This window comes from Dyadobacter psychrotolerans, assembly GCF_004349265.1.
Lineage (GTDB): Bacteria > Bacteroidota > Bacteroidia > Cytophagales > Spirosomataceae > Dyadobacter > Dyadobacter psychrotolerans.
Genome location: NZ_SMFL01000011.1, coordinates 12981 through 38080 on the forward strand (window position 1 = coordinate 12981; position 25100 = coordinate 38080).

Below are 25100 nucleotides of genomic sequence, written 5' to 3' on the forward strand. Positions count from 1 at the left end.
ATAAGTTGTTATCAATCAAATTACTTTATGAAGTTATCTGTCGTCATCCCGGTTTACAATAGCCAATCCACCATAAGGTTACTTGTGGAAAGGTTACAGTCTGAGCTTTCTGCCATCTCCTTCGAAATTGTGATGGTGAATGATGGCAGCAGGGATGCTTCGGAAAGAATTGGTCAACAACTGGCTGACCAATATTCCAACGTTCGTTTTATATCACTGCGCAGGAACTATGGAGAGTTTAATGCTGTGATGTGCGGACTAAACTGGGCTTATGGTGATTATTGCGTGATGATCGACGATGATTTTCAAAATCCTCCTGAGGAAATATTTAAACTTTTAGCTACCGCAGAAAAAGGGGATCATGATGTTGTTTACACCTACTATGAGAAAAAACAGCATTCAAAACGCCGGAATATGGGCAGCAAGCTTGTAAACTGGATTACCGGGTATTTGTTAAATAAACCAAAAGATCTTTATTTGTCAAGCTTCAAGCTCATCAAACACGAGGTTGTGCAGGAAATAATCAAATATCAGGGGCCGTATCCATACATCGACGGGTTGATTTTCCGGATTACAAACAACATCGGAACTGTGCAGGTATCTCACTTGAAGCGAGAAGAAGGAGCTTCCAACTATACCTGGCGAAAACTTATTTCGCTTTTCCTGAACATTCTTTTTTGTTATTCTTCCCTTCCGATCAGGGTTTTTATGCCAATCGGGCTGGGGTTGTTTGGGCTTGGTTTTATTTTACTGACATTCCTTTTCGGTCAGTGGATTTTAGGTCCGGACCCAAAGGGTTGGCAGGTGGTTACGGCTGCTTTTATTTTTATCGGAGGTATTCAATGTACGCTTTTAAGTGTTTTGGGTGAATATATCGGCAAAAGTTTCATGGCACAAAGCGGGCAGCCCCAATATGTGATCAAGTACAATAGCACGGTAACAGCATGATCGGCAACCGGCTAGAATACCAGCGAATGTACGAGGTAGAGCAAAAGCTCTGGTGGTATCAAACACTCCATGGAAAGGTTTTGAAACAAATCAATAAACGTTTTAAAACCTTTAATCCGGATCTGAAAATCCTCGATGCAGCCTGCGGAACTGGTGGCCTGCTTTCATTTTTAAAGGAAAAAGGATATCGTGATACAACCGGTTTTGACTATTCACAGCATGCGATCGATTTTTCGCTGGAACGAAATCTGAGTGTAAGCTTTGGCGATCTTAAAAATGTAGAAGCTTTTAAACCGGAAGAAACTTTTGATGTGATTATCTGTAACGACGCTCTGTATTTTCTAAACGATCAGGAGATTATCCGCGCATTACAGAACTTCCGAAAGAAACTGAAACCGGGAGGAATTATCCTGATAAATATCCACGCATTTGAAGCATTTTCTGGTACGCATGATATTGCAGTTGGCAGCTCCCGGCGGTTTGAATTTAAGGACTTTGCCGCTTATGCTCATTCGTCCGGGTTAATTGTCGAATACAAAACCTACTGGCCCTTTGCACTTTCCCTTCCTATCTGGCTTGTCAGAAGCTGGCAAAGATATCAGATCAAAAAAAAACATATGAATCATGCCGGTCCCGATTCGGACGTAAGTTATCCAGGAGACCTTGTCAACGGCCTATTAAGGTCGGTCATGCGTATGGAAGAAAACATTCTCAGTACAGCACCTTTCGGCAGTTCTCTATTTATGGTACTCAGATAAATAATTTGTACTTGCCGAATAATAAGTAAATGATTATCAATGAGTTTTTGAAAATCTATATCATTAAATTTATTGTCAGCTCTGCCAGAGTTCTAATTCAACAATAAATTTCAATGATGGAAAGCGTAAACCTTACTACTCCTAAAACGGAAAAAGTCTTCTTTTCTCCTGTTTCACAATTAAACCGTATTGATTCAATAGATATCCTGCGCGGGATTGCGCTGCTGGGTATTCTGCTCATGAACATTCCGGCATTTTCGATGCCGCAACGCTTTTCCGAGCCATTCCGGACCGACTTGGAAAGTCTTAATTTCTGGGTACGAGGATTTATAACTGTCGTTTTTGAGGGTAAAATGCGAGCGCTGTTTTCAATGATTTTCGGAGCGGGAATTTTATTGTTTACAACAAAAAAAGAAGCAGCAGGTAAATCGACTACATTTTTATACTATCGCCGGATGGCGTGGCTGGTAGTTTTCGGCCTTGCTGATGCCCATTTACTGCTTTGGGAGGGAGACATTTTGTATTCATACGGTGTAATCGGCATGATTGCTTTTCTGTTCAGGAAAGTGAAGCCGCAATATCTCGCCCTGGGCGTACCGCTTGTGGCAATATTGGATTTTGGTATGGGATACATGTTTTATAAAGATATGCGTCAGAAGCGGCTGGATTATGTCAGGGTTAAAACAGAATTGCTCTCCAATAAAACCCCGGATGCAACGCAGAAAAAGGTTCTGGCAGATTGGCGGGAAGTTGAAAAAGATTTCATTCCTAATGAACAGGACATTAAGGACAATACAAAAAAGATGAAGTCGGATTATGCCACAGTGGCTAAAAAGATCCGTAAAACATCGTTTGACTGGCAATTTAAGTATTTTATGTACGGAATTGCCGATCCATTAGCTTTGATGCTGTTGGGCATAGCGCTGTTTAAATGGGGATTTTTTACTGGTCAATGGAAAAAGAAGCAGTATAAGCTAACGATGCTGATTGGCTACGGAGTTGGTTTGCCGCTGGTCTTATATGATTTTTATTACAGTTTTATCCATTTCCCAAATCTGGCAGCTTCCTTTGTTCACATGGAAAATAATCCGGTTGTCTGGGTTAATATCATTTATCCTTTCCAGCGTATTTTACTGGTTATGGCGCATGCATCTGTTGTTATTCTTATTGTTCAGTCTGGAGTGGCTCAGAAATTTTTTAACCGGTTAGCAGCTGTGGGACAAATGGCGCTGACCAATTACGTCATGCACACGATAATATGTACACTTTTCTTTTTCGGATACGGGCTTAATTATTATGCAACCCTGGAATACTATCAGATTTTCTACCTGGTTTTCTGCATCTGGATTTTACAAATTATCATCAGCCCGATCTGGCTCCGTTACTTTTATTTTGGTCCGCTGGAATGGTTATGGAGAAGTCTGACTTACTGGAAATTTCAACCCATTCGAAAAACGAACCCCTGATCCGGACCGATTGGTGAACATCGGCGAAACGTAGAAATGAGATCCGGAGTTGACATCTCCGGATTATTTTTTGGAATTAGAAATTATTTCGACTCCCTGAATAGAATTTTAGTAATAAAAAAACAAAAAATAACACCAAAATTATTTACTTTGGAGTCTTTGTTTGCCTCGAATCATACAAATATTGAGATGCCTGAAAAGTGTTAGATCTCAGTCTGTTGCATGCAAGCAACAGGATACTTTCAAAAATCGAAAATTTGAAAGTGGAATAATTAAAAATGGGAAACTTTGCCAGAGTAACCAGCAACAAATAAATTATCAGGTTTTGACAAGGTTACTATGCTCACGATAGCGCTAATTGACAAATTTCCGATCTTACGCAAAGGATTAAGCCTGTATCTTGAAGAGCATTATGAAGGTGTAACCGTCCTGTCTTGCGAAAGCGCAGAGATTTTTTCAACACAATATCCTGGCCAAAATCCGGATCTTGTCATTTTGGGAATCAACCAGCATCCAAGTTCCGGAGAAACCGAAAATATCGGGACGGTGAAAAAATGGAATGTAAACGGTAAAGTGATTGTCTACGACGAAAAGGCGGATCCTACCATGATTGCGGACTATCTGAAAGCAGAAGTAAACGGATATGTTTCAAAACAAAATCCCATCTCAGAACTGGATGAATGTATTCAGGCCGTCCTCAAAGGGAAACGTTATATATGCCCGCAGGTACTGGATTCTGTTTCTGATAAAAGTCTGGTGAAAAGAAATGCAAGTCCGGAGGATAGCACACCCTGAAAGCGGATTATGTTTTATATCTGAAAATCACTAGCTTTAAAGAACTTACCGGAAACGATTCAGGTTTGGTTACACGATTTACCCAATGAGGCTGCACATTAAACACATGGTAAGCCTTCGCGAACGGAAAATCGTTGAAGAAGAACTCGACAAACTAAGTCTGGTCTTCTTACCCGCAGAGCAGGGAGAGATTGAATTGACAGGCGCTATCCTGGACGAAGATATTCTCAGAATAAAAACGGCTCTCGCTGTTCATGGGCTGGAATTGCTGGAAGACAAAAAAAGCCAGCTGATTGAAAAAATCAAGACCAGTATCATTGAAATGGTCAACGATGCTGAAAAGCCACTGCGTACCAATTTCTCAAATTATCTCAGTAGCAGACTCATGTATGATTACACCTACATGGCTAATCTGTTCTCGAAAGTACAGGGAATTACGATTGAACACTATATCATGTTCCATAAGATTGAACGTGTGAAGGAACTCCTTTCACTAGGGCAGCTTACACTTACCGAGATTTCCTACAAGCTGCATTACAGCAGCGTTGCCCATTTATCCAGTCAGTTTAAAAAAGTAACTGGTTTTACGCCCAGTTATTTTAAACAATCAGGGAATAAAGGATGGCTTACAGCGGATAATGTGTGAATCATGTAACACTTAGTGGCAGTTTGGTAGCCAATGCGACCAACGTTATAGTTATCTTTGGTCTGTAATTATTTTGATTACAAATCTAAATATCACAAACATGTCAATGATATCCGGCCTGGTCAAAAATCTGAGAGAACTGATCGGGCAATCAAATAATCAGGAAGTTTCTGCAAACCATCCTGACCATCTGTTGAAAGAAAACCGCATCTACAAAATATTTACACCGGTACGCTACACGCCAACAAAGGATAGTGAAATGAAGCTACAGGAAGTAAGAAATAACCGCAACTTCTAAGAAGTTAAAACGCAAAAACAGGGCAGCTCAAATTTTGGGTTGCCCTGTTTTTATTCTGAAGCTGTTTGTTCAGCGATCAGGCACTTATGCTGCATTTTGTGAAAATAATCATATAATAAAATAATAACCGGCTCGATTGTTCTAATTAAAAACAATAGCCTCGCAATAAAGCGCTACCTTTAATAAGCTTTCACCTCTCATGCGGACTTCGGTTCCTGTAACAGACGAAAGGATTGCCAAGCCCGGCACCTGCTTATCCTTGTTACCATGCCTACTACCAAGACTATTTACCTCGTTGACGACGACGACGACGACCGGATGCTTTTTAGAGAAGCAATTGAAAGTGTTATTGATGATATCAGAATCATAGAAGTAACTGACGGAAAAGAGTTGCTTGACATGATCAAAAAGAAGGAATTAAGCCGGTTCCCAATGCTTATCCTGATGGACATGAACATGCCCCGTGTAAGCGGTCTTGAAGCGATTGCAGTTCTTAAAGCAGATCCGTACTGTCAGGATATTCCGGTTGTAATGATTTCAACAACCTCGAATCCCGAACTTGTAAGACAGGCCTATGAGGCAGGAATTAACGCCTACATGACCAAACCAGTCCTGATTGAGGACTATATTCAAATGGCAGAAGCAATTAATGTTTGCTTTCTGAATCAGTATCCGGCTTTTAAAGGTTTAGCTATCTCGAAAACATATAAAGCAACGAGTATTCTTTTTGTTGAAGATAATGCCGACCATTGGGGTTTGATGGATGTGGCTTTGAAGGAGAGCATGCCTAATGTCAAAATTAGCGGCACAACAAACAGACAAAGTACTCTGGAATTTCTGGCTTCCGGTTGGAAAGCGCGCGAGCCATTTCCGCAGTTGATTTTATTGGATCTTTATTTACCTACAAGGGAGGAAGGATTGAATTTACTGGATGATATAAAGGGGTTTTTCAGTTCAAATAATCTCAGCACCGTTCCTATTATCGTTCTAAGTAATTCCGATCACCAGGATGATATCAAAGCCAGTTATCAGCACAAGGCAAACGCCTACATGATCAAATCCACGGAACTCGATAAATGGTTTCCGTATTTTCAGGACTTATGCCATTTTTGGTGGCGGACTATTGTACTTCCCAAAAGTAAATTTCAAAGCTGATTTACACTCTTATTACCCAAATTTTCCAATCCGGATGCGATTTATTCCGGCATAACCGATCTGAACTGCTGGATGGGTAAGATGATATGGAAAGTCGCGCCCGCTTTTTCCTTTGCCTCCACATAAATTTCACCATGGTGATTTTCAACTATTTTCTTGCTGAGGGCCAGTCCGATACCCGTTCCCTGATACAAACCGGGTTGGTTCAGTCGCTGAAAAATTGTGAAGATCTGTTCACCGTATTTTTGTTCAAAACCAATCCCGTTATCCTTAATGATGATTTCGCAATAGGTAATTTTTCGGTTTAGGGCGGGATGCTTTTTTATTTCTTTTTCAGTCAGTTTTTTTAGAGAGATATCAATAACAGGGGGTGTGCCTTCAATGGAGAATTTAAGTGCGTTGCTGATCAGATTGTAAAAAAGCTGATTCATCTGAAGAGGTATAGCTTCAATAATGGGCAGGGTGTCACTGTTGATTATAGCCTGTTTTTGGTCAATAAGCAACTCAAAATCGTTCATGATATCTTTCAGCGTTTCATCCAGGTCTGTCGGAGCAAAAAGCTTTTCATGATTAATCAGGTAAGAATAATTCAGTAAATCCTGGATCAGCTTACTCATCCGGGAAGAGGCAGTCTCGATTTTTTTGAGATAATCGCTTACATCATCCGAAAATTCACCTTTGTGTTTTGCCTGTAAACGATTGGAAAATGTAACAATTTTCCGGAGCGGCTCCTGCAAATCGTGGCTAGCTGCGTGGGCAAACTGTTCGAGCTGCATGTTGGTTTGCTGAAGATCGGCGGTGCGCTCTTTTACTTTGGTTTCCAGTTCGTCGGAAAAAGACTGCAATTTCTGTTCAGTTGTTTTTCTTTCTGTAATATCTTCAATAGCAAGCAGTATCAGTCTTTCGGCGGTATTTTCATTTAAAATCTGTCTCGCGTTCAACAGCATCGTTCGTTCTCCGATGGAAGGGAAGTTAAGAATGATTTCAAAATCTTCCAGTCTTGTTTTCTGAGGCAGAATCTTTTCAAGAAGCGAACGCAGCAAATGATCATCCCACTGATTATCCTGCAACTCGTAGAACAGCTTATCCTCGGTTTCCTGCTCTGTAAAATTGAATTTTTTGTAAAACGAAGTATTAGCCGTTTTTACACGAAGATTTTTATCCAGAATGATCAGCGGCTCCCGGATGGTGGTAACAATTGCCTCCGCGTACAGGCGTTCGGTGTTGAGCAATTCCTGTTTTTCAAGCAGCTCCTGATTCAGGATCACCAGCTCTTCATTGCTTGATTGCAGCTCTTCCCGCGACGTTTCCAGTTCTTCGTTCAGGCTTTGCATTTCCTCACTGCTGCTTTGCAGTTCTTCACTTGCACTTTGCAATTCTTCGTTTGCAGCTTCCTGTTCCTCTGTAATACTGCGCATGTCTTCTCTGGTCTGCGCGAGCTCATTTTCCACCTGCAAAATACGCAGCTGTGCTTCACGCGCTTCTACGCCGGGTGTCTTGCGTGCAGGTGAAGCCGAAAAAGTTTGTGTTTTATTAAAAACAATCAGAAAATGCGGCTCTACCGTATTGATCAGGGGAATGATTTCAATGGTTACCAATTGTTGTTTGCCATTCAGAACGGAAGGAATTCCTTCTTTAATCACCGGTATATTACTGGCTCTGGCTTTATGCAGGGCATTTCTCAGCTCAAATCCCAAACCTTCTCTGGCCATTTTAAAAAGATTAAAAGTGGGCTTGCCGGGCGAAGGTTCAAGAAAAGGCGTGATGATGCCGTGAATGTGCACGATATCCATTTGTTCATTCACGATCACGCTGGGCGGCGTATAATTGGAAAGCAGAATGGCCTCCGCTGTTTTACGAAAACCAGCAAGCGGTATCTCGGGTTTCACAACTTTGGTATCTTTTTTAACTACAGCTTCTTCCTTTCGCTCAGTGGCAACATGCATAAAACGGCCGGGTACTGACTTACGGCTGTAAATTTTGAAGTTTTTGGTAAAAGCCAGAAACGATTCCGAAACAACACTCGGCGTTTCGGATTTACCTAGCATCAGAAATCCATTTTTTTGTAATGCGTAGTGAAAAGTCGTAAGTGCTTTTTTCTGCAAAAAACTGTCCATATAGATCAGTACATTCCTGCAGCTTATCAGGTCAATTTTGGCAAATGGCGGATCTTTAAGGAAATTCTGAACGGCAAATACACACATATCGCGTATATTTTTGTTCACCACATAACTGCCGTTGAGTTCTGTAAAATATTCGGTAAGCCTTGCTTCAGAGACCATCTGGACTTCTGCCTTGGAGTACTTTGCCGCTCTTGCTTTGTGGATGGCTATTTCAGAAATATCAGAAGCGAAAATCTGAATGCGGTGGTCGGGTAACTTACTATTTAAAAACTCACTAAGACAAATAGCCATCGTGAAAGCTTCCTGGCCCGTGGAGCATCCGGCAATCCAGATCCGGACAGGTTCGTTGGCAGCCTTATTTTTAAAAAGAACAGGAAAGACCGTTTCTCTTAAAGCATCAAAAGTATTGGGATCTCTGAAAAATGAGGTAACCGGGATTAACAGATCCTGAAATAAAGATTGTTGTTCCGTTTTATTTTCACGCAGGTTTTTCAGGTAATCAGCTGCATTTTTAATTTTACCAATTGCCATTCTTCTGGCAATCCGCCTTCTAATTGTTGTTTGTTTGTAGTATGTAAAATCGACACCGCTTCTCTGAAGCAGCAGGGAAAGTATTTGTTTAAAAACAATTTCATCCTTAGAGGCTACATCGTTATTGATTTTCAAAATTTGCAAAAGTTTTTCCGGAATTTTGGAGGGAGTCAAAACGAAATCAACTACTCCTGCATTCACTGCATTTAACGGCATGTCGCCATACGTGGCGGAATGTTTGTCCTGAGCAAAAGTAACACCACCATGTTCTTTAATAGCCTGTAAACCAAGCGTCCCATCGGAGCCGTTACCGGAAAGCACCACGCCGACTGCCAATCCCTTATGTACATCTGCAAGCGAAGTAAAAAATACATCTATCGCCAGATTGGTTTTTAGTTTTTCCCGCGGAGTAAGTTTCAGCACACCATCAAAGGTCGTAAGTATCTTATTGGAAGGAATAACGTAGATATGATTGGGTGCAAGATGGATATCATCTGTGATCTCGTTTACCGGAATGCCGGCAATTTTGGCAAGAATTTCAGGTAAAATACTTTCATGATGAGGATCCAGATGTTGTACCAGAACATATGCCATTCCAGAGTCTGTTGGAATTGCTTTTAGTAACTGTTTGAATGCATCAAGTCCACCGGCAGATGCACCAATGCCTACAATCGGGAAATTCTGTGGTGTGGCCGGAGGCTGTATTTTATTGTTTTTGGAAGATGCCATATCGGTGGGAAACATAAAGATAGGCAAATACGGCCAATGAAAGCCTGTTTTGTTTTTGGTCAAGATTTGTCGTTAACCTGCCCGATAAATTGTGTAACTTGCCTCAAACTCCAATAAAATGAATGGCGCCCTTATCTATCTGATCGTCGATGATGATGCGGACGATCGTGAATTCTTTCGCGAAGCCGTGGCAGAGATCAACTCTTCTTCTGTCTGTCTCATGGCCGACAACGGAGCAGAAGCGCTTCGGAAACTTCGCAGCGGAATAAAACACTTGCCTGATTACATATTCTTAGACCTGAATATGCACCTCATGGATGGAAGAAAGTGTCTTGTAGAACTGAAAAAGGATATAAACCTTAAGAATATTCCGGTAATCATTCTTACTACATCGTCTGCACAAAAGGATATAGATGAAACCCGCAATCTCGGCGCGTCGGATTTTTTAACAAAACCTTCGGAATATCAAAAATTGCGCAGTGAAATTATTGCAGTTACGCAAAAAGACCGTTCCCCGCAACCTTACCGGCCAACTGTATAAAGGAAATCTTTTTGAATTAATAATACACTTGCAGTCTTACGTTTACAAACCAGGGGTAAAAGATCTGACGGCATTCTTCTTTTTTTTAATCAACAAATACGTCTTAAATATCAAACAAACCTGTTTCTGGGGATTGATTTCATTCGTCTCCGTGTTAGACATGTTTGAATGTTCTACTTAAAACGTGTGAAATGGATTTACAATTAGCGGGGAAAACAGCTTTTATAAGCGGTTCAACACAAGGAATTGGTTTTGCCATTGCCAAACAATTATTGCAGGAAGGTGCAACGGTTATCATTAACGGAAGATCGGAAAACAGGATGGTCGAAGCTATTGAAAAATTGCGGCTTCTTGTACCCGAAGGAAATATTTCCGGCGCAGCAGCGGATTTTTCCAAAGTTGAAGAAGTGAATACATTGCTTGAAAATCTTCCTGACGTTGACATCCTGATCAATAATGCCGGCATTTTTGAACCTAAGCCTTTTGTTGAAATTACAGATGAAGATTGGTTTAAATTCTTCGAAGTGAATGTATTAAGCGGAGTGCGTTTATCCAGATATTTCTTTCCCAAAATGATCGCGAAAGACTGGGGAAGAATCATATTTATTTCAAGTGAGTCGGCCGTGAATATCCCGGAGGAAATGATTCATTACGGTACAACCAAAACAGCCCAGCTATCCATAAGCCGCGGCCTGGCGGAACTTACCAAAGGTACCAATGTAACAGTCAACTCCGTTTTACCGGGTCCGACCAAATCTGAGGGTGTTGGTGAATTTGTAAAACAAATGGCTGCCGGCGCAAATATTACGCCTGAGGAAGCTGAGAAGGACTTTTTCAAAACGGCACGGCCAACGTCTTTACTTCAGCGTTTTGCTTCGGTTGAAGAAATTGCAAATCTCGTCACTTATATTGCAAGCCCGTTATCATCCGGTACCAACGGTTCGGCCCTGAAAGTTGACGGTGGCGTTGCAAAATCGATTATGTAAAAAGTAAATGTTTGTGGTTCGCCTGTTTTAAAGCATCCGGCATCAAACAAAAAACAGTAAATTAAATATGTCAGAGCAAAGAATTGTAAAAACCGCCCTGCTTTCTTACGGAATGTCGGGCAAGATTTTTCACGCACCTTTTCTTGATTTGCATCCTGGATTTGAAATTACAGGATCCTGGGAAAGAAGTAAAAAACTGATTCAGCAGGATTACCCGAATGTAAAAAGTTATCCTTCCCTGGAATCCATTCTCGAAGACGAAGAAGTTGAACTGGTGATCGTGAACACACCAATCGACTCTCATTTTGAATATACCAAAAAAGTATTGCTTGCCGGTAAACATGCCGTTGTTGAAAAAGCATTTACGGTTACTGCCGCAGAAGCCAAGGAATTAAAAGCTTTGGCAGATGCAAAAGGATTAAAACTGTCTGTTTTCCAGAACCGCAGATGGGACAGCGATTTTAAAACAGTAAAAAAAGTTGTGAAGGAAGGGCTTTTGGGAGAACTTGTTGAAGTGACTTTTTCTTACGAGCAGCACAGCCCTGAACTGAATGCTAAAGCGCATCTGGAAACACCTTCACCGGGCTCCGGACTTTTGAGAGACCGGGGATCGCACATAACAGATCAGGCCCTGTATCTTTTTGGAATACCGGATGCAGTTTACGCAGACCTTCGGATAGTACGTCCGGGCTCGCAGGTGAATGATTATTTTGAGCTTTTACTGTTCTACGACAAACTGCGTGTGCGTTTAAAAGGTGGGTTTGTAGCCAGGGAAGCTGTGCCGGCTTATGTCCTTCAGGGATTAAAAGGTTCGTTCCTGAAAAGCAGAGGGGATTTACAGGAAGATAAACTGGTTGCCGGTGAAAAACCAAATTCAGATGATTGGTGTACGGAACCCGAAGAAAAACAGGGGGTCCTGCATACAGAAGTGGATGGTAGGATTGTCAGAGAAAAAGTGCCAACCGAGAAGGGTAATTACCTCGATTATTTCGAAGGGGTTTACCAGTCGATCGCGCATAACAAAACAGAACCGGTCACGGCTGCTGACGGAGTAAATACGATGAAAGTATTGGAAGCAGCTATTCTCAGCAATGATGAAAAAAGAGTAGTTCAGCTTTAAATAGCCGCCCGATTTATATTGGGAACGCCGACAGGAAAGAACGATTTGTTCAAAACCCTGTCGGCGTTTTTTGTTATATTTACATCAATCGACAAATCAAGAAGTTGTTAAAAATAGATTATGGCAAAAGTTCTTATTCAGTTTGCACATCCTACATTAAGTAAATCAAGTATTCAAAAAACGTTGGAAACCTATTGCCGGAAAGTAAAAGGAGTGACTTTCAACGACCTGTATGAATATTATCCCGATTTGTATATCGACGTGAAGAGAGAACAGAAATTGCTTTCACAACACGACATCATTATTTTCCAGCATCCGTTTTACTGGTACAGCAGCCCGCCTATTCTGAAACAATGGCAGGATCTGGTTTTGGAATACAATTGGGCATACGGTCCGGAAGGTAATGCGCTGGCCGGCAAACAAATGCTGAACGCGATCTCCTGCGGGGGTGGGCGCGAAGCGTATAAGGAAACAGGTTACAACCGCTTTCCGGTAACTCAGTTTCTGCTGCCATTTAACCAGACTGCTCACTTATGTAAAATGGAATACCTCCCGCCATTTGTTGTGCATGAAACTTATAACATGAGTGAAGATATGATTAACAGTTACGGCGAGAATTATGCCAGAGTGCTGCAATCACTCGTTAATGAAGAATTTCAACCGATACATTATCAGGATGTTGAATATATAAATGAACTTACTCCGGTGCCTTCGTTCAGTCACTGAGTTGCTTGGAAATTAGAAAAATCTATCCGGTGAATTTGCCGAAATCTTCAATTAGTTATTAAAATATTGAGTTATACATGCAGCAAACATTTTTCTTTCAGGCCATGATTTATCTGGCGGCAGCTGTCATTATGGTGCCCATTGCCAAGCGTCTCGGACTTGGATCGGTATTGGGTTATCTGGTGGCCGGAATTATCATCGGTCCTGCCTGCCTTAAATTTATCGGAACGGAAGGCCAGGACATCATGCACTTTGCAGAGTTTGGTGTTGTGATGATGCTTTTTGTGATCGGACTTGAACTCGAACCTTCCCGTCTGTGGAGAATGCGCAAAAATATTGCTGGTTTGGGTGGCTTGCAGGTTGGACTTACCAGTATTGTTGTAGCCGGTTTGGCCATATTATTTCAGGTTGGCTGGAAAGAAGCAATTGCTTTGGGAATGATCGTGGCGATGTCGTCGACCGCTATCGTAATGCAGACTTTAGATGAAAAAGGCTGGCTCAAAACAGTTGCCGGACAAAGTTCATTTGCAGTGCTTTTGTTTCAGGATCTGGCCATTATTCCTATGTTGGCCCTGTTTCCGTTACTGGCCGATCATCTGCCTGCCGGCGAAGCCCACGGAGCAAGTCATGAAACACTGGTAAGCGGACTTCCTGCCTGGATTCAGGCAATTGTTGTTTTATCTTCCGTGGCGGTTGTTATTGTTACAGGTAAATATCTGCTGCGCCCGGTATTCCGGCTAATGGCTAAAACCGGTATGCGGGAGATGTTCACGGCTACGGCACTTTTGCTTGTGGTTGGTATTGCCGTTTTAATGACTTCTGTCGGATTAAGCCCGGCTTTGGGTGCATTTGTGGCTGGTGTGGTTTTGGCCAATAGTGAATACAGGCACGAGCTGGAAAGTTCGATTGATCCGTTTAAAGGGTTGTTGCTCGGATTGTTTTTCATCTCAGTCGGAACTTCGATAGATTTTCCGCTGATCATGTCTAAGCCACTCACAGTTTTAGGTTTGGTTACCGGATTTATGGTGATCAAAATGGCGGTTCTGTTTGGGTTGGGGAAAACCTTTGAAGTAAGAAATGCACAGAATTTTATTTTCAGTTTCGGGCTTTGCCAGATCGGCGAGTTTGCTTTTGTGCTGCTGAGTTTTTCGGCACAGCAAGGTGTTTTAACCAAAGAAACCACCGATACAATGATGGCCGTTGTGGCGATTAGCATGGCGCTAACTCCGCTCGTAATGATGCTGAATGAAAAGCTGATCCTGCCAGGACTGTGTTCCATGGCGGATGGAACGGAAGTTCAGAAGGTAAGTGATGTGGAAGAAGAGGATAATCCGGTAATCATTGCGGGATACGGGCATTTTGGAAATACCATCGGAAGGTTTTTGCGGGCTAATAATGTTACTGCAACGGTATTGGATAACGACAGCGATAATGTTGATTTTTTAAGGCGGATGGGTTTGAAAGTCTATTATGGTGATGCAACCCGTTATGAACTTCTCGAAATCGCCGGAGCCAATAAAGCGCAGATTATCATCATCGCGATCAGTGATGAGGAGAAAAGATTGGAAATGATTGAAACGATTAAAAAACATTTTCCGAATCTTTACATACTCGTGCGCTCAACCAACCGGAATGATGCTTACGACCTGATGAATGCCGGTATGATGCACATTTACCGCGAAACATTTGATACGAGTTTAAGAGTTGGGATTGATGCTTTGAAACTTCTTGGGCATCGTGCACATGAAGCGACGCGGTCAGCGAAAACATTTTTTATTCATGATGAAAGAACGTTAAAACACCTTTCCAGTATCCGTAATGAGCAGGAATATGTAAATGCTGTCAGGGAACATATCGAGGAACTGGAACTCATCATGCAGGCAGACAGGGATGCAACGGATATTCGTTCGCTGGGAGGATGGGACAGGAAGGCGGAAGTGGAGGAAGGGGTTGAGAAGGGCTAACGGAGGAAGAAGGAAAAGGAGAAGGAATGAAAGGAGGATGAGGGAATAATTAAATTTTTTCCTTTAAGCCAAAGACTGATACCGGTAACAAGATTCCTGTTAACATGCCTGTAAAACTAGCCAGTAGTCCATATAATATGGGTGGATATGAAGTTTCTATTTTAAGGCAGAATAACCAGACAGCCAGCCCGGCGATCATCGAAAGAATACATCCTGTTTGATTTGATTTTTTCCAGTAAATTCCTGCTGCCAGGGGAATAAATAACGATACAAGACTGAAAGCAGACGATTCGGCAACGAGTTCAAAAATGCTTTCCCTTGTTGCAGCCATAGAAATACAAATGGCCGTGATCGCAAAAATGCTGATCCGGATGATTTTTAGGAGTTCTTTATCCGATAATTCAGGTCTGAAAAACTTCACTACATTTTCCGCAAGTACCGTGGCAGGTGCCATAATCGCACTGCTTGTCGTACTCAGAATAGCTGAAACCAACGCACCAAAAAACATAATCTGAAGCGGAATGCCCATGTGCTCAAGAACCATATTCGGGATGATCATCTGGCCATCTGTTCCGGTTTCATTCGGATAAAGATGATGACCGCAAAGTCCGATAAACAAGGGTAAAAGCGCAATGGTCAGGTACATGAATGCAGAAAGCAGCGTTGCGTTAACAGATACATCGGCAGACTTTGCAGACATAACCCTCTGAAAAACATCCTGCTGCGGAATGGAGCCCAGCCCAATTGTTATCCATGCTGCGAAATAGGCGGCGTATTCCTTAAAATCGGGTTTTGGATAAAATCTAAAAAAATCTTTGGGCGCCGCTTCAATCAACGGAGAAAATCCGCCTACTTTAAAATATAAAACCACGGCAACCACGAGCAAACCTATTATGATCATGATGGTTTGAAAAAAGTCGGTGATCGAAACGGACCACATTCCTCCCCAGATGGTATATAAAACAACAACAGCAGAACTGAGCAGGATACACTCCGTCAGCGGCCAGCCAAGTACAACTTTTAACACAATTCCCATTGCAAGCAATTGTGCGGCAATCCAGCTGAAATAGGATGGAATCAGTAAAACTGCAGATAACAGTTCTGCTTTCCTGCCAAAACGTATTCTGAAAAAATCACAGAAAGTGATGATATTCATTTTATAAAACCTTCTTGCAAAGAACAATCCTACCAAAAAAAGGCAAAGTGAAGCGCCAAACGGGTCTTCAATCACACCCAGCAGACCGTGTTCCACGAATTCGGTGGGAGCGCCCATGATCGTTTCTGAGCCAAACCAGGTTGCGAATGTAACTGATGCGGCCAGGATCAAAGGCAGGCGTCTTCCTGCTAATACAAAGTCTGTTGTGGTAGAAATTCTTTTAGAAGCCCAAAGGCCAATTCCCAGGTTCAGCAGCAAATAAACGATGATGGAAAACGCGAGCATTCAGGAAGGAATGAGGTTGAAGGTTTGTGGTACAAACAAACGTTTCCCGGATTGATAAAACAAGCGTTTTATTCAAAAAAGAGCAGATAATTAGATACTTGCATAGTTCCGGCATAAAATTCACTTTTTAAACATAAAAAACCCGGAACAATGAACTCACGGTCACTATTCCGGGGAAACTAAAAAACATTTACAACTTATCTTGGTCCACGTGATCTTTCATTGTGCCCGTATTGTCTGCTGCTGTTTTTCCTGTAACTACGAGCACTTCTTCTGTCATATCGGTTTGCATGTCCGTTGCTATGATAAACTCTTTTTGGCGGTGGGGTTGGCCTCACAACTATAACCCTTCTTGGCGGAGGCGGTGGCGGATAATGACGGTATCCGTATCCATAACCATATCCGTTGTCGTAAACCGGACCGTGTGACCTATATGTACAAGATGAAATGCTTATTGCTGCAATGAGCACCCCAATAATCGCTATTCCTATTCTGTTGTTTCTCATGACTTAATTCGTTTTTGATATAACTAAAACGTCTGCCAGAGAAGATTAGTGCCCGGTAGTTTACTAACAAATGTTAATGGTAAAATAGTTATCAACAGCTTTTTGAAGGGTTAAAAGTGTGGTAAGGTGCTGTAAATGGACTAAATGTGAATTTATTAACAAGTTATCCACAGGGTAGTTGTGGATAACTTTGTTGGTAAGTGGAAAAGTGGTTAATGGGAACTGGATTTTATAGTCGGGCATGGTCAGGGGTTGTCATTTGTGGTCAGTTACTGTCATGCATAGACAGGATTAGTCAGAGGTTGTTATTTATAGTCAGGAATAGTCATTAAATGGTCAGGGGTTGTCGCTGATAGCAGGACAACCCCTGACTACCAGTGACAACCCCTGACAACAAATGACAATACTTGTCACTTCCTGATAATGTCAATTATGCCTCCACGTCGTAGATAACCACCTTTTCCCAAAGATGGGCGCATTCTTCAACGAATTTCTTGTGAAGCGGGTGAACCTGATAAACATCATGACCGGCTTCGTCAGCAAAAACGAGAATTTCGGCAAAGCTGTATGTAGCATCAATCACCGGGCGGCGGGTTGATGCCGGCGTTCCGATATAAACGGACTCGATAGATTCAATTGCTTCCAAAGATTTTATACCAGCCAAAAGTGCCTGCTGCGCTGCTTCGTTATCTTTTTCTTTAAGCCAAAAAAATACGTTATGTACGAACATGTTTTATAAATTATTATGTGAGAATTAATAGTTGTTATTTACGGAGTTAATGTATTTACAGGAGTTAAGAAGTTTGTCCGGATTGATTTTTACTTCATTTCAATCTATACCTTCCTGTACGGTTTGTTCCGGTAGCTCAGCCGGTGCATTATTTGTTACTACTTTATCAAGTTTGAAAGAAAAAGTCGTTCCTTTATCCGGTTTCGACATAACGGCAATTTTTGTATCGTGGGCGTTAATAATGTGTTTTACAATTGCCAGGCCAAGTCCCGTGCCTCCGCGTTCCTTTGAACGGCTTTTATCCACGCGATAAAACCTTTCAAAAATGCGGTTTAAATGCTCCTGTGGTATTCCCGGACCGTTATCACGAACAGAAACTTCCACCTGTTTTTTGCTTTCATTAAAATGCACGATCACTTTTCCGCCTTCATTCCCGTATTTAATCGCGTTTTCGATCAGGTTCAGCATTACCTGCTCAATACGATCCAGATCTGCATTTACCCAAACTTCTGAAAGATCATCCGGTTTTACTTTTAGTGTTACATTTCTGTCGGAAGCGATGTTTTCCAGCCTTTCAAAAATATTCATTGTCAACAGCCTGATATCAACCGGCATCAGGTTCATCTTAATGTCGCCCGTTTCCATTTGAGAAAGTACAAGCAGATCCTTTACGAGTACATCCAGACTGTCCAGATTATTTGCCGCTTTTATTAAAAACCTTTCACGTACGTTTTCGTCATCCATTGCGCCGTCGAGCAGCGTGTGGATAAAGCCCTGTGCAGCAAAAATAGGTGTTTTGAATTCGTGAGAAACATCGGCCAGGAATTCCCTTCTGAATAATTCCAGCTTTTTAAGCTCGTCGATTTCCTTTTGTTTTTTGGTAACATATACAAAAATCTCATCATTGATCGTCTTCATCGGATTCGACTCGTGGATCAGTTTTTTCCTGGGAGTCATGTTAAAATCCTTCATTTTGAGCTTATGTATCGTTCTGTACATCTTGTTTACTTCACGAAAAACAAGAATGTCTACCGTATACAAAACAAGAAAAAATGAAGTGATAAAGGCAGAAATTGAGGTAACGAAAAGCATGCTTCTTGTAGTCCCTTCCACAAAAGCTAAAAAGGTGGTTGTAAGCAGAGAAATAAGAAAAGCCAGAATAATGGCAATGAAACGGGGACTTAGGGACATGGTGTATCGGCTATCGGCTATCGGCTATCGGCTATCGGCTATCGGCTATCGGCTATCGGCTATCGGCTATCGGCTATCGGCTATCGGCTATCGGCTAAAATAAATTAACCCATAAAGTTAAGAATCTGCTGGCAAGAAAGTGCGGTTTATTTCGCAGGATTTAAGTTTCTTAATATTATGGTAATATATAATGCTAAATTAAAAAAGGAGAAAGCCATCATGACTTCCTCCTTCGTAATCTTATCCTATCTACTAATTTTAAAATCCTCCGCGATATTTATAAGTGCTTGACACCTTGTCGATCGCAACGATGTAAGCCGCAATACGTAATGAAACCTTATATTTTAGCGAAGTTTCATATACCTTATCAAATGAATCTTTCATTATCCGGTCTGTACGGCGGTTTACTCTTTCAAGTGTCCATTTGTAACCAATTCGGTTTTGTACCCATTCAAAATACGAAACGGTAACACCGCCGGCGTTGGCCAGAATATCAGGAACAACCATAATACCCTTATCATTGATAATATCGTCGGCCTTAAATGAAGTTGGTCCGTTTGCGCCTTCCACGATCATTTTAGCCTGTATGCTTTCCACATTTCTTCTCGTGATCACATCTTCTTTGGCAGCAGGAACAAGCACATCTACCGGAATGGTAAATATGTCATCACCGGAAATCAGCTCAGCGCCGGTAAAGCCTTCCAGAGAACCCTTATTATTGTCACGATAAGCTACCGCGGCAGCAACGTCTATTCCTTTATCGTTGTAGTAAGCACCGGAAATATCGCTGATCGCATGAATAGCAACACCACGTTCTCTCAACAAAAGTGCTGCATGAGAACCCACGTTACCAAAACCCTGCACCACAGCAGTTGCGCGGTAAGGGTTGATGCGCAGTTTTTCCATCCCTGCAAGTGCAGAAACCATTACGCCGCGACCTGTAGCTTCGGTACGTCCAAGTGAGCCGCCTAGTACCAGAGGTTTTCCGGTAACAACGGCAGGAACGGTCATGCCTTTTGATTTCGAATATTCATCCATCAGCCAGGCCATTTCGCGCGGGCCGGTACCCATGTCAGGTGCGGGAATATCCTGGTCAGGACCAAAAACATCCAGCATGGCGGTTGTGTAGGCACGCATCAGCCTTTCTATTTCACCTGCAGACATTTCTCTCGGATTGCAGGCAACGCCTCCCTTTGCACCACCGTAAGGAATATCAACAACGGCGCATTTCCAGGTCATCCAGGCAGCGAGTGCACGTACTTCGTCCAGGTTAACGGCCGGATCAAAACGGATACCGCCTTTACTTGGCCCAAGAATGGTAGAGTGAATAACCCGGTAACCTTCAAAAGTTTTGATTTCACCCGAATCCATCGTCACGGGTAAACCCACGATCACCTGTTTGCGGGGCACTTTCAAAATATGATACATTTCTTCCGAAATGCCGAGAAGTTCCACGGCTTTGTCAAATCGCTGCATCATCGACTCCAGTGGATTCTCTTTATCCTTGATTGGAGCAGGTTCTATATATGACATTTTGGTTTAATTTAAAATACTGATATTAAGTATGTTAATGAATATAACTGTTTTGTAAACGTAAACTTACAGTATTTCATTTGATAAAAATAAAAAACCAGAATATCTTGAAATAGTATAAAAACCGAGGTTGCATAGATTGTTTCATACTACCGCAAATCCCTGAAATGATTCGATACTATTAAACCTGTTGCCCAAATTTATTATAAGATTTTCGGGTTATTTTAAAATGATAAAAATTAGAAACTTTTGGATAAAAATTGATAATCACATCAGCCCCAGTTCTTTCAGAAAGCTTTCCCGGTAGTTATTTCCGATAGGAATTTCCGTTTTACTGATAAATAACCGGTTACCTTCAATGTGGTCAATTTTTGATTTGCTGATAATAAATGAACGATGTACGCGCAGGAAAAATGTTTTGGGGAGCAACTCTTCAAAACTGGAGAAAGTCATGGCTGGCAAAAGCGTATTCTGTGTCGTGACGATCTTTGTATAGTTTCCACTTGCTTCTGCATACAGTAAGTCTTCGTGCCTTATTTTAAAGATTTTACCATCTGTTTTAATAAAGATAAAATCCTCAATCTTCTGTTCCGGATTTTCTACCGGAGCACCGGGTGTAATTTGAAGCCGCTCAATGGCTTTGTCAACCGCAACGATAAAACGTTCCAGCGAAAAGGGTTTTAATAAATAATCGCAGGCTGCCAGATCAAACGCATCAAGAGCGTATTCTTTGTAGGCGGTTGTGAAAATAACCTGCGGTGGATTGCGCAGCGTTTTCAAAAAGGTGACACCGTCCATAACCGGCATGTTGATATCCAGAAAAAGAATATCCACTTTTTGCTGATGTAAAATGATTTTGGCTTCCAGGGCATTTCCACTGGCTGCGACGATATGCAGATAAGGCAGATGCCCGCAATAGGTTTTTATGATGTCCCTGGCAATGGGTTCGTCGTCTACGATCAGGCAGTTGATGTTCATGTATAGCTGGTGGCTTTTAGATAATAGCTGTTAGCTCAATTAATAGAAACTAAGTTTATCTTTTGTCAAAGTATTCTTTTCCCTTTTCCTCAAATTTTACATCATGCCTTCCTCCATCCTCCCTTTTTCCATTATTTAACTTTCAATCGAAGGTTAACAACATACGTTGTTTCTTCATTTTCTATCGTCAGGTCATGTTGCCCGGGATAAAGAAGTGCCAGTCTTTTTGTGACATTTACCATTCCGAAACCACTATTTTTATCAAAATTATTGTTTTCTTTTTTCGTTTTATTGTGTGAGTTTTTGATATAAAACAGAATGGAATTTCCCCAGATTTTTAACGAAAATTCGATGTAAATTTTTTCATCCGCCGTGTTTTTGGAATGTTTGAAGGCATTTTCGATGAAGACAATCAAAAGCATAGGGGCAATTTTAACAGCAGGGTTGTTTATTTTTTCAATGTCATTTGCCAATACAAGTCTTTCGCCGATTCTTATTTTTTCAAACTCAATATAATTTTCGATATAAGCCAGCTCATCTTTCAGCGGCACAAAGGTTTCGCCGGAACTATACACCGAATAACGAAGCAGCTCAGAAAGTTTTAATAATAGCGGGGGTATTTTTTCATGCCGGGTAATCGACAAGCCATACAGGTTATTAAGGGTATTAAACAAAAAATGTGGGCTCAGCTGAGATTGTAACAGCTGCAACTCACTTTGGCTGTGCGCTGCATCTGTTTGCGCTTCTTTTAATTTCTTTTGCCCGATTGAGCGGGTAAGTTTAATAAATAATCCCAAAGCTATACTTGCAGCCAGAAATGGCAGCCAATACATAAGCAAATTAAGTGCAGGACGGTTTACAAAGGGGCGATCTCCGTGATTAAAAATCCAGCCGATACAGGTAAGTACACTGAAACCTATGCCTGTTAGCATCCCGAAGGACACATTGACACCGTTTTCAAGCCAAAGTTGTGCTAAACGTCTCCCCAAAAAAACACTCGCCAGAAAAAAGACTGTTCCTATCGTTGAAACGATTTCATCTTCGCCTACGCCAATTGCCCTGGCATAAAAACTAATCGCAAACCACATCGAAACAGCTGCAATTCCGGTGACAATTGCATACATCCCCAGTTTAAAATCACTCTCTTCGATTCCTTTTACTTTAATCATATATTATTTCAGTTGCCTGGATTGAAAACATCTGCAAAATGCAGTATTCAATTAACTATTATAAAACAAAATGGCGGACAGATAAAAATTCATGACAGAAACGATATAACTGATGATGGAATATTTGGACATCCGGAAATCACATTCCGTCAGTGAATTGGGAAGTTACAACACTATTTTTTTATGCAGCAGTTTCTACGGCCAATATTTGCTTCATACTCATAACCAATTAGGAAACAGCCATGAAAACGTTAGCCGGTTTATTAATCATATTATTTTTGTCAAACACCGTTTATGCGCAATCATCCGGCAAAATGATCTCTGGTGTGGTCAGGGATGCAAGCAATGAAGTGTTGCCCGGGTCCACCGTTCGTTTGTTAAAAGCGATGGATTCTACGATGGTAACAGGAGAAGTCACGGATGGAAATGGAAAATTCCAATTCATCAATCTGGAAAACAATACCTATTTGCTTGCTATTACTTCGCTGGGCAATAACGACTTTGTGAGTGCTCTGCTCACGATCAGTGATGTGCAGCATACGATTGTTTTACCAGCGATTATTTTGTTGCCGGCTAAGAGTGTGGAACTTAAAGAAATCACGGTCAAAGCAAAAAAGCCTTTGATTGAGCAGGATATTGATAAAACGATTGTAAATGTGGAAGCGATGATCAGTAGCGCAACCAGCAATACCATGGAAGTATTGGAAAAAACACCTGGAATTTCCGTGAATAGTAATGGTGACATAAGTCTGAATGGACGGAGCGGTGTAATGGTTTTGATTGATGGACGGAGCACGTACATGTCGGGCCAGGATTTGGCGGCATATCTCAAATCGCTTCCCGGCGGACTTTTGGATAAAATAGAATTAATCGACAATCCATCTGCCAAATATGACGCTGCGGGTAATGCAGTGATTAACATTCGTTTGAAAAAGAACAGAGCTGGTGGATTTACAGGAAGTGTATCCAAGGGTTTGACCCAGGGAAAATATGCCCGGAGTAACGATGCATTGAACCTGAATTACAGTCAAAAAAAAGTAAATCTGTTTGCCAATTTGGGTTATAATTATGAAAAGAACTATTCACTGGATATTTACGACAGGAGATTTTACAATGCTTCGTCACAATTAATTTCAACGGTGGATCTGGTGAATGACCAGGTTTATAAAAACAAAGGTTTGAACGGAAATTTTGGACTGGACTTTGCGGCAACACCTAAAACGACTTTTGGGTTAATTTTTAACTTAAACAGAACGAATAGAGATGGAATTTTTGAATATAATAGCAAAAATTCTAATGCAGATCGTTTGTTGGAATTGAGAGGTTCGGGAAGTACAGAGGGTGGTGATACAAGAACAAACGCCGGTCTTAATCTGAATATGCTTCACAAGTTCAATGCTTCGGGGCGTGAACTTTCTGCGGATGTAAATTATCTTCATTACATAACCAAAGGAAATCAAACCTTACAAAACCTGACTTTTAACCAGGATGAAGCGCTAATCAACCGAACAGATTTTGTCTATGTAACTCCTTCGGATATCAATATTTACACAGCCAAAGCTGATTATGTTCATCCGTTAAAAAACAAGGGGCGGATCGAGGCAGGTTTTAAATCCAGTTTGATTCATGACGACAATGTGTTTGATTTTTACAATGTGAAAAATGGAACACAGGTAATGGACAACGGAAATTCCAACCATTTTAAATATCAGGAAAACATCAATGCGGTTTATCTGAACGGACAAAAATCGTGGAAACGATTAGGAGCGCAATTAGGGCTACGTGTTGAAAATACGCAGATTGAAGGTAATCAACTGGGAAACGAGGAAGTGGCAGGATCGAAGTTTACCAAAAACTACACAGGTTTTTTTTCAAGTGCTTTTGTGAGTTACAAACTGGATGACAACGGAAAAAATACCTTTGTGCTGATGGCGGTCAGAAGGATCAGCCGTCCTAATTATCAGCTGCTTAATCCGTTTGTTTTTCAAAGAGATCAGTATACGTATAGTTCAGGGAATCCGGATATCAATCCGCAATATCAAAACAGATTGGAGCTGAAATATCAGCACAAGCAAATTCTTAATATGGGGTTGAGTTACAACAAATTCACGAATACCATATTACCTGCAACGCTGATAGTCGACAGCATTTTTCTGAACCGCCCTGACAACATCAAAGGAGGTTACATGCTGCTGCTGAACACGAGTGTGAACAGCCAGGTGACCAAATGGTGGTATACCAATACAACGCTGCGGCTTTCAAGAGTTGGCATCCGGGGAATATCGCAAGGCGCAAGTCTGGATTTTGATACCAACATAGCCAGGCTGGAACTCAACAATTATTTCACATTGACCAAAACGATAAGTGCGGAGTTTGGCGGATATTATGCCAGCCGGGATTTTGCGGCGCAGGCTGTAACAAAAGGCATGTATATTCTGAATGCATCAATTCAAAAAAGAATCTGGGATGGAAAAGGAAGTATCCGTATTTCTGTCAATGATATTTTCCATTCCTGGGTCTACCACAACCGTTCAATCAGTCTGTTCCAATCCGAATATTTTCAAACCAACGAGACCGATACACAACGAATTGGTATCGCTTTCACCTACCGCTTTGGAAAGGAGACGTTTGCAAGAAAACGCAGGCATAATGATAATGCTTCGGATGATGAGAAGGGGAGGCTATGATTGGAAGGAGTTAAAGAATAAGGGAAGAGGGAGCTAGGGAAGTTAAAAATAAGAAGTTTAGGAGTTATTGTTGCCGTTG

At 41.5% G+C, this 25100-nt stretch carries 21 protein-coding genes; 13 read left to right on the forward strand and 8 right to left on the reverse strand.

Annotated elements, in window-relative coordinates; all coding sequences use genetic code 11:
* Positions 1 to 27 precede the first annotated feature (27 nt).
* The 7 genes from E0F88_RS24205 (at position 28) to E0F88_RS24235 (ending at position 6066) form a co-directional block, all read left to right on the forward strand.
* Complete coding sequence (locus tag E0F88_RS24205; RefSeq protein ID WP_131960877.1) at positions 28 to 948, forward strand: glycosyltransferase family 2 protein; 921 nt, start codon at positions 28 to 30, stop codon at positions 946 to 948.
* Between the two features lie 26 nt (positions 949 to 974).
* The gene (locus E0F88_RS24210) at positions 975 to 1706 is read left to right on the forward strand and encodes a class I SAM-dependent methyltransferase (protein ID WP_229213896.1); all 732 of its coding nucleotides are present in this window, start codon (positions 975 to 977) and stop codon (positions 1704 to 1706) included.
* 113 nt (positions 1707 to 1819) lie between these two features.
* Complete coding sequence (locus E0F88_RS24215) at positions 1820 to 3172, forward strand: DUF418 domain-containing protein (protein WP_220466371.1); 1353 nt, start codon at positions 1820 to 1822, stop codon at positions 3170 to 3172.
* 339 nt (positions 3173 to 3511) lie between these two features.
* A complete protein-coding gene (locus E0F88_RS24220) occupies positions 3512 to 3967 on the forward strand; it encodes a response regulator (protein ID WP_131960879.1) in 456 nt (151 codons plus the stop codon).
* An 85-nt stretch (positions 3968 to 4052) separates the two neighbouring features.
* The gene (locus E0F88_RS24225; protein ID WP_131960880.1) at positions 4053 to 4613 is read left to right on the forward strand and encodes a helix-turn-helix domain-containing protein; all 561 of its coding nucleotides are present in this window, start codon (positions 4053 to 4055) and stop codon (positions 4611 to 4613) included.
* Between the two features lie 100 nt (positions 4614 to 4713).
* Positions 4714 to 4911 carry a hypothetical protein gene (locus E0F88_RS24230; protein ID WP_131960881.1) on the forward strand — a complete coding sequence of 66 codons (198 nt, stop codon included), beginning with the start codon at positions 4714 to 4716 and terminating at the stop codon, positions 4909 to 4911.
* 267 nt (positions 4912 to 5178) lie between these two features.
* Positions 5179 to 6066, forward strand: coding sequence for a response regulator (locus tag E0F88_RS24235; protein WP_131960882.1), 888 nt, complete (start codon positions 5179 to 5181; stop codon positions 6064 to 6066).
* Between the two features lie 41 nt (positions 6067 to 6107).
* Here E0F88_RS24235 and E0F88_RS24240 read toward each other — a convergent pair whose 3' ends face one another.
* Positions 6108 to 9449, reverse strand: coding sequence for a chemotaxis protein CheB (locus E0F88_RS24240; protein WP_165940144.1), 3342 nt, complete (start codon positions 9447 to 9449; stop codon positions 6108 to 6110).
* Positions 9450 to 9567: 118 nt separating this feature from the next.
* Here E0F88_RS24240 and E0F88_RS24245 point away from each other — a divergent pair, with 118 nt between their 5' ends.
* From E0F88_RS24245 to E0F88_RS24265, 5 genes are all read left to right on the forward strand, one after another.
* Positions 9568 to 9990, forward strand: a complete 423-nt coding sequence (locus E0F88_RS24245) for a response regulator (protein ID WP_131960884.1) — start codon at positions 9568 to 9570, stop codon at positions 9988 to 9990.
* A gap of 191 nt (positions 9991 to 10181) precedes the next feature.
* Positions 10182 to 10976 (forward strand): SDR family NAD(P)-dependent oxidoreductase, encoded by a 795-nt coding sequence (locus E0F88_RS24250; protein ID WP_131960885.1) that lies wholly within the window; start codon positions 10182 to 10184, stop codon positions 10974 to 10976.
* 67 nt (positions 10977 to 11043) lie between these two features.
* On the forward strand, positions 11044 to 12096 hold the full coding sequence (locus tag E0F88_RS24255; RefSeq protein WP_220466372.1) for a Gfo/Idh/MocA family oxidoreductase: 1053 nt from the start codon (positions 11044 to 11046) through the stop codon (positions 12094 to 12096).
* A 120-nt stretch (positions 12097 to 12216) separates the two neighbouring features.
* Complete coding sequence (locus E0F88_RS24260) at positions 12217 to 12822, forward strand: NAD(P)H-dependent oxidoreductase (RefSeq protein WP_131960886.1); 606 nt, start codon at positions 12217 to 12219, stop codon at positions 12820 to 12822.
* Between the two features lie 77 nt (positions 12823 to 12899).
* Entirely contained in the window at positions 12900 to 14786 is a 1887-nt protein-coding gene (locus tag E0F88_RS24265; protein ID WP_131960887.1) for a monovalent cation:proton antiporter-2 (CPA2) family protein, read from the forward strand.
* A 49-nt stretch (positions 14787 to 14835) separates the two neighbouring features.
* Here the strand turns inward: E0F88_RS24265 and E0F88_RS24270 are convergent, their stop codons facing one another.
* The 7 genes from E0F88_RS24270 to E0F88_RS24300 all read right to left on the reverse strand — a co-directional run bounded on the left by E0F88_RS24270 (position 14836) and on the right by E0F88_RS24300 (position 22334).
* A complete protein-coding gene (locus tag E0F88_RS24270) occupies positions 14836 to 16227 on the reverse strand; it encodes a high affinity choline transporter 1 (protein WP_131960888.1) in 1392 nt (463 codons plus the stop codon).
* Between the two features lie 197 nt (positions 16228 to 16424).
* Positions 16425 to 16733 carry a hypothetical protein gene (locus E0F88_RS24275; protein WP_131960889.1) on the reverse strand — a complete coding sequence of 103 codons (309 nt, stop codon included), beginning with the start codon at positions 16731 to 16733 and terminating at the stop codon, positions 16425 to 16427.
* A 430-nt stretch (positions 16734 to 17163) separates the two neighbouring features.
* Positions 17164 to 17463 (reverse strand): Dabb family protein, encoded by a 300-nt coding sequence (locus E0F88_RS24280; RefSeq protein WP_131960890.1) that lies wholly within the window; start codon positions 17461 to 17463, stop codon positions 17164 to 17166.
* Between the two features lie 99 nt (positions 17464 to 17562).
* Positions 17563 to 18654, reverse strand: coding sequence for a sensor histidine kinase (locus E0F88_RS24285; RefSeq protein WP_131960891.1), 1092 nt, complete (start codon positions 18652 to 18654; stop codon positions 17563 to 17565).
* A 258-nt stretch (positions 18655 to 18912) separates the two neighbouring features.
* Complete coding sequence (locus E0F88_RS24290) at positions 18913 to 20187, reverse strand: Glu/Leu/Phe/Val family dehydrogenase (RefSeq protein WP_131960892.1); 1275 nt, start codon at positions 20185 to 20187, stop codon at positions 18913 to 18915.
* Positions 20188 to 20454: 267 nt separating this feature from the next.
* Positions 20455 to 21165: a LytR/AlgR family response regulator transcription factor gene (locus E0F88_RS24295; protein WP_131960893.1), complete on the reverse strand. Its 711-nt coding sequence runs from the start codon at positions 21163 to 21165 to the stop codon at positions 20455 to 20457.
* A gap of 131 nt (positions 21166 to 21296) precedes the next feature.
* On the reverse strand, positions 21297 to 22334 hold the full coding sequence (locus tag E0F88_RS24300; protein ID WP_131960894.1) for a sensor histidine kinase: 1038 nt from the start codon (positions 22332 to 22334) through the stop codon (positions 21297 to 21299).
* A 242-nt stretch (positions 22335 to 22576) separates the two neighbouring features.
* Here E0F88_RS24300 and E0F88_RS24305 point away from each other — a divergent pair, with 242 nt between their 5' ends.
* On the forward strand, positions 22577 to 25021 hold the full coding sequence (locus E0F88_RS24305; protein ID WP_131960895.1) for an outer membrane beta-barrel family protein: 2445 nt from the start codon (positions 22577 to 22579) through the stop codon (positions 25019 to 25021).
* Positions 25022 to 25100: the final 79 nt, after the last annotated feature.